Genomic DNA, 12919 nt, shown 5'->3' with positions numbered 1-12919 from the left:
CACGGCCTCAGTTCAGGTGCAGAACTTTGTCAAGAAACTCGCGGGTACGGGCTTCTTTAGGGTTGCCGAACACTTCGTCCGGAGTGCCTTGCTCAACGATTTTTCCACCGGCGCAGAACACCACCCGAGTGGCGATTTCGCGAGCAAAATGCATGTCGTGCGTGACAATGATCATGGCCATTTTCTGCTCAGCCAGCTGCATCATGACGTTCTGTACCTCGGTGACCATTTCCGGGTCGAGGGCAGAAGTCACTTCGTCGAACAACATCAGCTCCGGCTCCAGCATCAGTGCCCGGGCAATGGCTACCCGCTGCTTCTGACCGCCAGACAGCTGGCTCGGGTAATAATCCACCTTGTCTTCCAGACCCAGCCGCGCCAGTAGCTCGCGGCCTTTTTCAATGCAGGATTGCTTGTCCTTGCCGTGTACTTTCATCGGCGCCAGGATCAGGTTGCCCATCACCGTCAGATGCGGGAACAGGGTGTAATGCTGGAACACCATGCCAACGCGGGAGTGCAACTCATCACTGACAACCTTGCTGTCGTTGTTTTCACTTTTGATATAAGGCTGGCCATGAAAATTGATATCTCCGCCCTGAATACCTTCCAATCCCATTAATACACGCAGCAATGAGCTTTTACCGCTACCACTGGGGCCAATAATCACCAAACGATCATCGGCACGCATATCCAGGTTCATTCCATCCATAACAACCAGTTCGTTGTTATAGGCCTTGAATACGTTATCCAGTTGAATAAATTGACCAGCTTCCATGGCGTTTGCCGGTGGCATGTTAACCACGATTTCTGCTGTATTCATGTGCGTTACTCCTGCTGCGGCCAATAAGAGGTTTATAACCGCATATCAAATAGGTAATTGGTACTGCTGAATAAATCCGGATATCGGCCAATTGGAGAATATTGATATCCGGATTCAGAACGTTATTGCTTATTTTTGTTTCGCCAAAACCTCACGGGAGGCATCGTCGATCAGTTGCTGCACCACGCCGGTGTCACGCAGTTCGGTCAGGTAGATATCCAGTACGCTCTTGTCCTGGTAGCTGATATCGCGGTTCATACCGAACGATACGCCCTGGTTCGCCAACATTGGCTCAGGGAACACTTCGCGGGCCCACTTTTCGTTCGACAGCGCGAACAGGTGGTTACTGTCGCTGGCATCCACCATCACATCAGCACGGTTGGACATCAGCGCCAGACGCATTTCATCCATGCCCGGCAAGCGGATGATTTTGGCGTTCTTCATCGCTTTGGTAATGGCTTTTTCAGCGGCACTGCCCGACATCACCGCCATCGAGATGTCCTTCCGGTCGTAGTCGGCCAGGTTGTTACCCAGACCATTCACTTTCGGGTTCTTGGCGTTGGTCACGAATGAAATCTGGTAATCCATGGCCGAGGTCGAGAAGGCAACCGCCAGCGCGCGGCTAGGCGTCTGGTTCAATGCCATGCCGAGATCCCACTTCTTGCTCTGGATACCGGCCACCAGGTTTTCCCAGCTGGTGTCGACAAACTCAACCTCAACGTTGAGCACTTTTTCACCGAAATCCTTGCACAGCTCCACGAAGAAACCGCTGTAGTCACCGGAAATCACGTCTTTCATCACGTACGGGGCCGCAACCGCCGCGCCGCAACGCAAGGTGCCGCGTTCCTGAACTTCTTTCCAGATGTCGTAGTTTGCAGCCTGTGCGGCAGTGGCCGACAGCAAGCTGGTGCAGATGGCAGCACCAGCTACCAGTGTTTTGAGTCCACGGGACAGGAAGTTATACCGAGCCATACTGACCTCTCTTGATGGTTTTTATGTTTTGAGCAATGTGCAGCAACCGGTTTTGCGTATCGCTGTATCCAACGATGTATCCAGAATAAAGCTCAGGAAATTTTCTTGTCAACAGGACAAAGGCGCCAAAAAAAGCCACCCGTCCACTAAACGACAGGCACAAAAAAACCTCCCGAAGGAGGTTTTTTTGACAATTTGCGACTGTAAATTCGACGCTTTCAGTACAAAGGTGATGGCCCACCAGCGCCCGCTGGGCCTAGAGTGCTGCGAGGAAGGTTTCCAGAATCAGGTTGGGACGACGGCCCTTGCGGGTGATGGTGGCCAAGCGCGTGTGGAAAAAGAGCTCATCGGGATTAATTTTTCTCATCTGGCCCGAATTGACCCATTTGTCCGCAAAATGGTCAGGAAGGAAGCCAAGATACTTGCCTGTCAGCACCAAAAATGCCAAGCCCTCACGATCGGAAGCGGTCGCCCCACAACGCAACAACTGGTGCAAACCAATGGCCTCTGCGGTCATGCGATAGCTGGGAATCACCGCGTCGACGGTATGCAGCTGGTCCCGCTCAATGGCATCACTGTGCTCAAAAAACGGGTGCTCCACACTGCAATACAGGTTCGATTTTTCTTCGTACAGCAAGTCGTACTCAAGCCCGGAAACCTGAGTGTTCATGGGCACTACGCCGATGTGGAGGCGGCCATCAATGACCCCGCGCTCGATCTCGCTGGGGGTGCTCATGCTGATGTTAATGCTGACCCCGGGGCCCTGATTCTTGAGTGCCTTGAGGGCGTTGGTGATGCGCATCTGAGGCTGGGTCACCAGGCTGTTCATAAGGCCGATATTCAGCTCACCCCGCAGCTCGCTGTTGATTTCATTGACCTCGCTGCGGAAGTCCTCAATCGCCATCAGCATCGCTTCGGTAGCCTGCAACACCTGGGCACCTTCGTCAGTCAGCGAAAAACCACCGCGGCCGCGCTGGCACAAACGCATGCCCAGACGCTTCTCCAGATCGCTCATGTGAATGCTGATGGCCGAGCGACTGATGCCCAGCACACTCTCGGCGGCGGAAAATCCGCCAGACTCTGACACGGTCTTGAACAGCCGTATCAGCTTGAGATCGAAATCGGTGACCTGGCCCAACACCTGCTTGGTTTTCATTTGTTTAATACCAACTCAACTTAACGTTATTAAATAGATATTTATCTAACCTTATGCCTTCCTGCAAGCTGGCAAACATAGCAATTGCTGAAACCAATGGCGTCAGGCCTTAACGGTGTCAGCAGCGAATACCTTGCCGATGGATCAGGAATGGAGATCACCATGACCAACCCGAACACCCAGAAAGTGGCCTTGATCGTTGCCGGTGGCAGTGGCCTGGGTGCCGCAGCTGCACAGGAATTACACCAGCGCGGTTTTCGCATTGCGATTCTGTCGTCGTCCGGCAAGGGCGAAGCACTGGCGAGGTCTTACGATGGCATCGGCTTCACAGGCTCCAACCTGGACAACCAGGGCCTGAGCGCCTTTGTGGATAAGGTGATGTCGGCGTGGGGACGCATTGATGTGGTGGTCAGCAGCTCGGGGCATGGCCCCAAAGGCGACCTGCTGGATATTGCCGATGAAGATTGGAGTCTGGCAATGGACTACTACCTGCTGAACGTTGTGCGCGTAGCCCGTTTGGTAACCCCCATCATGGAGCAGCAAGGTGGCGGAACCTTCCTGAATATTTCGACCTACGCCGTGTTTGAACCTGACCCGCTGTTTCCGACTTCCAGTGTGATGCGTGCCGGGCTGGCCAGCTTCTCGAAGCTGTTTGCCGATCGCTACGCCGCCGCCAACATTCGCATGAACAACATACTGCCCGGCTTTATCGACAGCTTGCCGGTGAAAGAAGAGCGCCTGAACCGTATTCCGATGGAGCGCTACGGCAAAATGCGCGAAGTCGCTGGTCTGATTGGCTATCTGGCGTCGGACGAAGGCGGTTACATCACCGGCCAGAATATTTGTGTGGATGGCGGCCTGACCCGCTCTATCTGATTCGAGCCACATCAGCTGCTCGGCTGTTTTCGTACTCATCTCCCCGCGCACCACGGGGAACCCCTTTGTCAGAGATGTTTGCTCTGGCTGTTCTCACCAGTCCGGGATTAGTCACCCCTTGGACAGCTCCCTCGGCCCAAAACACCATCACGGCGGTGTGGCGGGCCTTTTTTATTTCTACTCTTGCTTCTATTTACCTCGGTATAACAGCGTGACATCCATGCTCACGCTCTCGGGAATAAATTCCCTCCTACAAAACCCAATTCACCACATTCCAGACACTGGCATGGGCTCTCTCGGGAATAAATTCCCTCCTACAGTACATTCCGAAAGCCCAAGAACGGCCGATCACGCACGCTGCGACGCTGCCAGCGCCATAATCAACTTATCTGAGCGGCAGACCATTCTGAACCAGGGCGGCATATAACGGACGTCGTCTGGCAGCCCCTGTCCGCCTGCACACAACCAGGCGACCCGGCTGCCTTCGGTGGCCAGCAACGGCACAGAACCGGCCTCCAGCAGCCACTGGAACTCCGACTGCGGTAGCAAGGCTTCCAGCACCCATTCCCACATCCCACGGTCTCGCCAGCGTTCAAAGCGGCGCTGGGTGTTACGCCAGCCACCCAGCTCAGCCGGTAGTTCCTGCCAGCGGCAGCGTTGCTTCAGCACCCACAACACCGCCGTGATAAAGCGTCGGTCTTCTTCAGGACGAACGCCTCCGGGAACACTGCGACGGCTCAGCCGCTGTTCCAGAGGCTGCCAAACCTCATCTGATAATTCGATGCGTTGCGCCACAGAGACGCCAGAGTGAATGGCGGACATACAGATTCCTTTTTAAAACAGCCAGAAAACGCCGGTACCGCTGGCGCTGACAGCACCAGAGCCTGACGTTCAGATACAAAAAAGCCCCCGGGAAATCACTTTCCCGAGGGCACAATCACCACAGAGACTAAAATAGGGGAAAAGCGACTCGCCTCACGACGGGAACGAGAAGCTCACGCCTTCACGCACACCGCTGGAAGGCCAACGCTGGGTGATGGTCTTGCGCTTGGTGTAGAAGCGCACACCGTCCGGGCCGTAGGCATGCAGATCACCAAACAACGAACGCTTCCAGCCACCGAACGAGTGATAGGCCACCGGCACTGGCAGCGGTACGTTAATACCCACCATGCCCACCTGAATGTTGTCGCTGAAGTAACGGGCCGCTTCACCGTCGCGGGTGAAGATACAAGTACCATTACCGTATTCGTGATCGTCGATCAGCTTCATCGCCTCTTCCATGCTGCTGGCACGCACCACTTGCAGCACCGGGCCAAAGATCTCGGCCTGGTAGCTTTCCATCGCTGGGGTTACACGGTCGATCAGGGTCGCGCCAACAAAGAAACCTTCGGCATAGCCTTCCACCTGTGGATTACGGCCATCAACCACCACCACGGCACCGTCTTTTTCAGCGCTGCTGATGAAGCCGGACACTTTCTGCTCGTGGGCACGGGTAATCACCGGGCCGAAGTCGTTGCTGGCATCACAGAAGGCACCGACTTTCAGGCCTTTCATGGCTTCCTGAAGCTTGGACACAAGCGCATCGGCGGCTTCGTCACCCACAGCAACAGCCACAGACAAGGCCATGCAACGCTCGCCGGAGGAACCAAAGGCTGCACCTAACAGCTGGTTCACGGTGTTGTCCATGTCGGCGTCTGGCATCACGATGGCGTGGTTTTTGGCACCACCCAGTGCCTGACAACGCTTGCCATTGGCATTGGCGGTTTTGTAGATGTATTCGGCAATCGGCGTGGAACCGACAAAGCTGACAGCCTTGATGCGACTGTCGTTCAGCAGGGTATCTACCGCTTCCTTGTCGCCGTTGACGACGTTCAGAACGCCTTTTGGCAAACCGGCTTCCAGCAGCAGCTGAGCAATGTACAAAGTAGAGGACGGATCACGCTCGGATGGCTTCAGTACAAAGGTATTGCCGCAGGCGATGGCCAGCGGGAACATCCACATTGGCACCATCGCTGGGAAGTTAAACGGGGTAATACCGGCGACCACACCTAACGGCTGGAAGTCGCTCCAGCTGTCGATGCCAGGGCCAGCGTTGCGGCTGAACTCGCCTTTCAGCAGTTCCGGTACACCACAGGCGTATTCAACGTTTTCGATGCCGCGTTGCAGTTCGCCCATGGCGTCGTGGGAAATCTTGCCGTGTTCTTCACCGATCATTTCGCAGATCTTTTCGGCGTTCTGCTCCAGCAGTTCCTTGAAGCGGAACATCACCCGGGCACGCTTGATTGGCGGGGTGTTGCGCCATTCCGGGAACGCCGCCTGGGCCGAAGCAATCGCGGCTTCTACGGTAGCAACCGTCGCCAGTTCAACTTGCTTGCTGACCGCGCCGGTAGACGGGTTGTAAACATCTTGGGTACGGCTGCCGTCGGTAATGATTTCGCCGTCGATCAGATGACCAATTACGCTCATGACTTCATCCTCAATTTTAATTCTGTTGCTTTCGTATGTGGTTGACCGACGGGGAGGGCATACAACGCTCTGCGTCCCGCCGGTAAAATTCGGTTGTGTTAGGCGTCCAGCTCAGCGATGGAATCACCCAGCGCATTCACCAGACGATCAATCTCGGCCGCTTCAACGGTGAACGGCAGACCCAGCTGAATGGTGTCGCCGCCGTAACGCACGTAAAAACCTTTCTGCCAGGCTTTCATGGCTATCTCGAATGGGCGACGAGCCGGTTCACCCGGATAGGCTTCAATTTGCAGCGCACCGGCCAAACCGTAGTTGCGGATATCAGTGATGTATTTGCTGCCCTTAAGGCTATGAATCGCCCGTTCGAATACCGGGGCCATCTCGCGAGAGCGGTCGATCAGCTTGTCGTTTTCGAGCAGGTCGAGCGTGGCCAGACCTGCTGCACAGGCCACCGGGTGGGCGGAATAGGTGTAGCCGTGTGGCAGCTCGACCATGTATTCCGGGCCGCCGTTGTCCATATAGGTCTGGTAGATTTCGCCGGTCGTAATCACCGCACCCAGCGGCACCGCGCCGTTGGTGATCTGCTTGGCGGTATTCAGAATGTCGGGAGTCACGCCAAAGCGTTCAGCGGCCGTCATGGCCCCCATGCGGCCAAAACCGGTGATCACTTCATCGAAGATCAGCAAGATGTTGTTGGCAGTACAGATTTCGCGCAGACGCTTGAGGTAACCCACTGGTGGTGGAATCACACCGGCCGAACCGGCCACCGGCTCAACAATCACCGCAGCAATGTTGGAGGCATCGTGCAGGGCAATCAGCTCCAGCAGTTCGTCTGCCATCTCGGCACCCTGTTCAGGCATGCCCTGAGTGAAGGCAAAGTCCTTGCGCAAGGTGTGCGACAGATGATCGACCGGCACACCCTGACCATACAGGGCACGGTTGCCGCCAATACCACCGACGGAAATACCGCCGTAGTTCACACCGTGATAACCCTTGGAACGGCCAATCAGCAAACGCTTGCTGGCCTGACCTTTTTTCTTCCAGTAACCCTGGGCAATTTTCAGCGAGGTGTCGGCGCTCTCTGAGCCGGAACCGGTAAAGAACACGTAGTCCAGACCATCCGGCATCAAACCGCGAATACGGTGCGCCAATTCAAACGAGGTGGGGTGACCAAACTGGAATGCTGGCGAGTAATCCAGCGTTTGCAGCTGCTTGTACACGGCTTCAGCAATTTCAGGGCGGTTGTGACCAGCGCCACAAGTCCACAAGCCAGACAGACCATCAAAAATCTTGCGGCCATCAGCATCGATGTAATAACGACCTTCGGCACCTTTAATAATGCGCGGGTCTTTCTTGAAACTGCGGTTGGCCGTGAACGGCATCCAGTGAGCGTCCAGCTGCTCAGCAGACAGACCGTGGGAAGCGCCGGTAGATGAATGGTCTGACATAACACACCTCGTGTTCACTCGTAGTCAAAAGGCGACGAACTGCCGCAACGTTGAGAGTGATCATGTCAGCGAGGAATAGTTGAATAAATTTGAAAGTGCTTATGTTTTGTTGAAGGTTTATTTAACTTTAAATAGCTGATCGAGCTTACTGCGAATCTCAGCCTCAATCAGAGTCTGATCTGGAAACCGAACGGACAGCGGATAGGTATCCCAATGACCTTTCAGAAATCGAGTCCAAAGCGGGTCAGTCCGTTTAACGGCCAGCCATACGCCTTTACGGGTGCTACATAACCCAACCTTGCGTCCCTGATAAGTGGATGTACAAAAAAGTGTTGCTGAGGTTATTTGCCACCAGCAGATACGTTCGACAGGTTCGTTCAGAACAGCTTCCAGCGCACTGGTAAAAACATCAAAACGACTCTGTCCCATAGAGATCTATCCGACACACGAAAATTCCAGAGCCACCAGAACGGCGGCTCCGATAGAGCTTCAAGCCAGGTTATCAGCCCAACTTCTCAGCCAACAGCCCTTCCAGAATCTTCTGGTCTTTCTCAAAGCCACGAATACCTTCGGCCAGCTTTTCAGTCGCCATGGCGTCCATGTTCAGGTCCCAGCGGAATTCGGCTTCGGTCATGGCGGCCGGGCGCTCGCTGACGGCACCTTCGTAGCTTAGTGCGCGGCTCAGTTCGCCTTCGGTTTCGGCCAGTTCGGTGATCAGTGCCGGGCTGATGGTCAGGCGGTCGCAACCGGCCAGGGCGACGATTTCACCGCTGTTACGGAAGCTGGCGCCCATCACCACGGTGTTGTAGCCGTGCTGCTTGTAGTACTGGTAGATACCGGAAACGGATTCAACACCCGGTTCTTCGGCTGGTGCGTAGTCGGTACCCGGATTGGCTTTCTTGAACCAGTCGAGAATACGGCCAACGAATGGCGAGATCAGGAACACACCGGCTTCGGCACAGGCACGGGCCTGGGCAAAGCTGAAGATCAGTGTCAGGTTGCACTGGATGCCTTCTTTTTCCAGCACTTCGGCGGCGCGAATGCCTTCCCAGGTGGCGGCCAGTTTGATCAGGATGCGATCGCGACCAACACCTTGTTCTTCGTACAGGGCTACCAGACGACGGGCTTTTTCGATGCTGGCGTCGGTATTGAACGACAGGCGGGCGTTCACTTCGGTGGAGATGCGGCCCGGGATGTGCTTAACAATGGTGGCGCCCATGGCCACCGACAGGCGGTCACAAGCGTCGTCGATTTTGACTTCAAGGCTGTCGCCTTCAGCAGCTTGCAGGGAGGCATCCACAATGGCGTCGTACTGGCCGGATTGAACGGCTTTCAGTACCAGCGAAGGGTTGGTGGTGGCGTCCTGCGGCTGCAGTTTCTGGATGGCGGTCAGGTCGCCGGTGTCGGCAACGATGGTGCTGTGTTGTTTCAGTTGGTCGAGCAGGCTTGCCATGTCGATTCCTTATATTTTATTAATTCGTTCCCGGTGCAAAGCGGCGCTGAACACTGCCGCTTCTTACCTATAGTGTGGTGCCGGTGCCAGCAGTGCAACTGTTGTCATTGGACGTTGCTGTACGGGTCATTGCTGTTCATTGCCGGGTCTGGGCCGGGTCTGGCTGCCGTGATCAGTAGCGGGCGCGGCCCAGACGGCGGAAATCACTCGGGGTCATGCCCTTGATTTCCATAAACCGACGATTGAAATTGGCAACGTTGTTAAAGCCAACGTTGTAGCAAATGGTGCTGATGTACTGTTCGGTTTCCAGCAACATCTGGCAGGCTTTGTTGACCCGCAGCTGACTGACAAAGTTCGTAAATGTGTTGCCCGTCATGCGCCGGAAATAGCGTGAAAAGCGGCTTTCGCTCATACCGAATTTGGCGGCTACTTCGGCCAATGCCAGTTTTGATTCGTAGGATTTTGAAAGGTAATCCACCACTTCACTGATTTTCTGCAGCGAGCGGTCGTCGTCAAAGCTCTGCAACTGCACTGAGGATAACAGTCGATAGTTATCGTGATATGTCAGTTCCTGCATCAGGTGACAAAATTCGATCATACGGCTGAGGCCGTGGCACTCGCGAATGCGCATCATACGCTCGCGGGCGCGGTCGCTGTTACCAACAAACTCAACGCCATGTTTGGCGCGCTCCAGTAGGCTGCTGATTTCCTTGAATTCCGGCATCAGCTCCATCACCTGCTCAAGCTTTTCGCCACTGAACTGAATCACCAGATCGCGCTCGTGAACGCCTTCTTCCGGCAAGTCCTGACTGATCCAGTTGTGGGGCAAGCGCGGGCCGGTAAGCACCAGATGGCCGGGTTCAAACTGACCAATGTAATCGCCAACGAATACCCGTCCGGAAGTTTCCAGTATCAGGTGCAGTTCGTATTCTTCGTGGAAGTGCCAGCGAATCAGGGGGTTGGGCGCACCATGGGAGAGGCAACGGACCAGCCCGAAAGAGCCGTCCGGTTCGTACCCCAAACCAGGGTCTCGTTGAAATTCGCATTCCTGTTCAGGGACTTGTGCTGCTTTGGCGAGTGCTGACATACGCGGAACCTGCCGTATTTAAATTATTGTTTTTGATGACAGAATAGTATCACCCTTGCGTTTATTTCATTCCATTTTTGTTGAGCAAAGGGTTATTAGATACAGTATTTCTTTTGTTATTAACGTAAAAAGTCGGTGTGCTGCCAGTCAGCAACAGCACACCGATACAAAAAGGTCACTCTCTCATGACCAGTCCAACGCTAATATTTTCAGCTGAAGAACAACTGACACACCTGTTGGTAGCCGCGACGTACGGACTCAACCAACACCGGATTGCCAGCAACGTCTTCAAATAACAATTCTTCAGCGCAGAACTGCGCGACCGGATCGTCGGCGTTAAGAATACGCTCGAGGCTTTCCGGGTCCATCGCCTGATCCTGATATTCGTAGCTCAGCTGGCCTTCGTCACGGTACTGCAGGAAGCGCAGGAACAGCGCGACGACCAGTGCCACCGCGTCCGGGTTATGGCCGTTTTCAATACACTCACGAATGGTCGGCAAAATAAAACCCGGAATCTTCGAGTAACCGTCCATTGCCACGCGCTGGTTGGTGTCCTGAATATTCGGGTTGGAGAAACGATCCAACACCACATCGCGGTAGTCATCCAGCTTCAGCGGGCTTGGGGTAAGGCATGGGATGGCGCAGGCAGTCACATAGTCGTGAGCCAACTGACACACATCGCCATCCAATGAACCTTCGTGGATATAACTGAAGCCTTTCAGAGTACCGGCCCAGGCGATACAGCTGTGGGTGGCATTGAGCAAACGAATTTTGGCTTCTTCGTACGGCATCACGTCAGACACCATTTCAGCGCCAGCTTTCTCCCACGCAGGGCGGCCGTTGATGAAGTGATCTTCAACCACCCACTGAATAAAGGTCTCACCCATCAGCGCTGCGCCATCTTCACGACCCGTTGCGGCTTTAACACGCTCAGCCACTTCCGCAGTTGGACGAGGGGTAATGCGGTCAACCATGCTGTCCGGTGCGCAGGTGTTCTGCTCAACCCAGGCCACCAGTTCGGTGTTGCCCAGATGTTGCAGGAACTGTTTGAAACCGGCGTAGAAACGCTTGCCGTTGGAGCGCAGGTTGTCGCAGTTCAGCAAGGTAACTGCACCGGCATTGGCCAGCCGACGCTGGTCCAGCAGGTACGCCAACGCACCATAAATAGTGCAGCGAGTAATACCGGCCAGGTCGGACGCGATGTCGTCCAGCGTGGTATCCAGATCATCGTGGAGGTCGAGGTAATACCCCGCTTCGGTCACGGTGAACGAGATGATACGAGTGTCAGGATCTGCCGCCACAGCCGCCAGACCGGCCAGTTCGCTGTCGAACACAATCACATCACGAATGGATTCAATCCATTGATAGTTGCGAGCCCCCTTGGAGTTAACCGTCTCCAGCGTGTAACCAGCCTGTTGCTTGATCGCCTGCAGGGTTTCGGCCATGTCCGGACGGATGTTGCCGCCGACGATCTGCCAGCTATCGTCACCCTGTTCGATCAGGGTTTGCAGATAAACGGCCTGATGGGCACGGTGGAATGATCCCAGCCCCAGATGCAGCTGGGTAAGACGTTGAGCACTCATCATTTATTCTCCGCGAATCGCATGGCCATCGGCACAGAAGAAATGCAGACGTTCGCCATCGGCATCAACACCAACCATGTCACCGGCGCGCAGGTTCGGACGCTCGTACAGACGAACGATGATCTGCTGCTCGATATTGCCGTTAACGTTCACGTGAATCAGGGTTTCGTTACCCAGTGACTCAACCATTTCAACGTCGCCGTTCAGCTCACCTTCGCCATACGCCACCAACGACATATGTTCCGGACGTACGCCGGTTTCTACCGCGCCGTCCCGTTTACTGCGGAACAGCTCGGACGGCAGGATGTTCATTTGTGGCATACCAATAAACTGGGCCACAAACTTGTTGGCCGGGGTGTCGTACAGTTCCAGTGGCGAACCAACCTGCTCGATGATGCCGCCTTGCAGCACCACCACGCGGTCAGCCAGCGTCATTGCTTCGACCTGATCGTGGGTAACGTAAATAGTGGTCGCACCCAGTTCACGGTGCAGGTGAGCAATTTCCACCCGGGTCTGGCCACGCAGCGCGGCATCCAGGTTGGACAGCGGTTCGTCGAACAGGAAGACCTTCGGTGAACGTACAATCGAACGACCGATAGCCACACGCTGACGCTGACCACCGGACAATTCTTTCGGGGTGCGGTGCAGGTACTGGGTCAGGTTCAGTTTCTCGGCGGCCTTGGCCACCTTGTCCTTGATTTCCGCCGGGTCGACCTTGGCCAGCTTGAGCGCAAACGACATGTTTTCTTCAACCGTCATGTGCGGGTACAGAGCGTAGCTCTGGAACACCATGGCAAGGTCACGCTCGGATGGCTCGGCGTGGGTAATCTCACGACCGTCCAGTACCAGCTGACCACCATCGATGTCTTCCAGACCGGCGATCATGCGCAGCAGGGTGGATTTACCACAGCCGGATGGACCAACGAATACAATGAATTCGCCTTTTTCGATGGCGAGGTCGATGCCTTTAATGGCGTAGAAGTCGCCGTAGTATTTTTCGACGCCTTGCAGATCAAGATACGACATGAGTGTCTCCGGTAATTCTTTATATTTCTTGTTGT

Annotated in this window: 12 protein-coding genes; 1 reads left to right on the top strand and 11 read right to left on the bottom strand. The window is 55.0% G+C overall.

Features of this window, described 5'->3' with window-relative positions; genetic code table 11:
* Nucleotides 1–7 precede the first annotated feature (7 nt).
* The 3 genes from ACXADJ_RS16625 to ACXADJ_RS16615 form a co-directional block, all read right to left on the bottom strand.
* Nucleotides 8–817: an amino acid ABC transporter ATP-binding protein gene (locus ACXADJ_RS16625; RefSeq protein ID WP_475067995.1), complete on the bottom strand. Its 810-nt coding sequence runs from the start codon at nt 815–817 to the stop codon at nt 8–10.
* A 129-nt stretch (nt 818–946) separates the two neighbouring features.
* Complete coding sequence (locus ACXADJ_RS16620) at nt 947–1789, bottom strand: transporter substrate-binding domain-containing protein (RefSeq protein ID WP_475067993.1); 843 nt, start codon at nt 1787–1789, stop codon at nt 947–949.
* Between the two features lie 256 nt (nt 1790–2045).
* Entirely contained in the window at nt 2046–2945 is a 900-nt protein-coding gene (locus ACXADJ_RS16615) for a LysR family transcriptional regulator (RefSeq protein ID WP_475067990.1), read from the bottom strand.
* 162 nt (nt 2946–3107) lie between these two features.
* Between ACXADJ_RS16615 and ACXADJ_RS16610 the strand changes: the two genes are divergently transcribed.
* Nucleotides 3108–3821, top strand: coding sequence for an SDR family oxidoreductase (locus tag ACXADJ_RS16610; RefSeq protein WP_475067988.1), 714 nt, complete (start codon nt 3108–3110; stop codon nt 3819–3821).
* A gap of 348 nt (nt 3822–4169) precedes the next feature.
* Here the strand turns inward: ACXADJ_RS16610 and ACXADJ_RS16605 are convergent, their stop codons facing one another.
* The 8 genes from ACXADJ_RS16605 to ACXADJ_RS16570 all read right to left on the bottom strand — a co-directional run bounded on the left by ACXADJ_RS16605 (nt 4170) and on the right by ACXADJ_RS16570 (nt 12884).
* Nucleotides 4170–4643, bottom strand: coding sequence for a transposase (locus tag ACXADJ_RS16605; RefSeq protein ID WP_475067986.1), 474 nt, complete (start codon nt 4641–4643; stop codon nt 4170–4172).
* A 153-nt stretch (nt 4644–4796) separates the two neighbouring features.
* Complete coding sequence (locus ACXADJ_RS16600) at nt 4797–6287, bottom strand: CoA-acylating methylmalonate-semialdehyde dehydrogenase (protein WP_475067984.1); 1491 nt, start codon at nt 6285–6287, stop codon at nt 4797–4799.
* A 98-nt stretch (nt 6288–6385) separates the two neighbouring features.
* Nucleotides 6386–7735, bottom strand: coding sequence for an omega-aminotransferase AptA (aptA, locus tag ACXADJ_RS16595; protein WP_475067981.1), 1350 nt, complete (start codon nt 7733–7735; stop codon nt 6386–6388).
* 117 nt (nt 7736–7852) lie between these two features.
* Nucleotides 7853–8164, bottom strand: a complete 312-nt coding sequence (locus ACXADJ_RS16590; RefSeq protein WP_475067979.1) for a hypothetical protein — start codon at nt 8162–8164, stop codon at nt 7853–7855.
* Between the two features lie 73 nt (nt 8165–8237).
* Nucleotides 8238–9188 carry a transaldolase gene (tal, locus tag ACXADJ_RS16585; protein WP_475067977.1) on the bottom strand — a complete coding sequence of 317 codons (951 nt, stop codon included), beginning with the start codon at nt 9186–9188 and terminating at the stop codon, nt 8238–8240.
* A gap of 172 nt (nt 9189–9360) precedes the next feature.
* Complete coding sequence (locus tag ACXADJ_RS16580) at nt 9361–10275, bottom strand: AraC family transcriptional regulator (protein ID WP_475067976.1); 915 nt, start codon at nt 10273–10275, stop codon at nt 9361–9363.
* A gap of 209 nt (nt 10276–10484) precedes the next feature.
* The gene (dalD, locus tag ACXADJ_RS16575; RefSeq protein WP_475067974.1) at nt 10485–11861 is read right to left on the bottom strand and encodes a D-arabinitol 4-dehydrogenase; all 1377 of its coding nucleotides are present in this window, start codon (nt 11859–11861) and stop codon (nt 10485–10487) included.
* Nucleotides 11862–12884 carry an ABC transporter ATP-binding protein gene (locus ACXADJ_RS16570; protein ID WP_475067972.1) on the bottom strand — a complete coding sequence of 341 codons (1023 nt, stop codon included), beginning with the start codon at nt 12882–12884 and terminating at the stop codon, nt 11862–11864. It abuts the gene before it with no gap.
* Between the last annotated feature and the right edge of the window lie 35 nt (nt 12885–12919).

The organism is Oceanobacter sp. ABM4_470 (genome assembly GCF_056158645.1).
The sequence above is the reverse complement of the archived record's forward strand: the minus strand, read 5'-3'. Positions and strand labels throughout refer to the sequence as shown.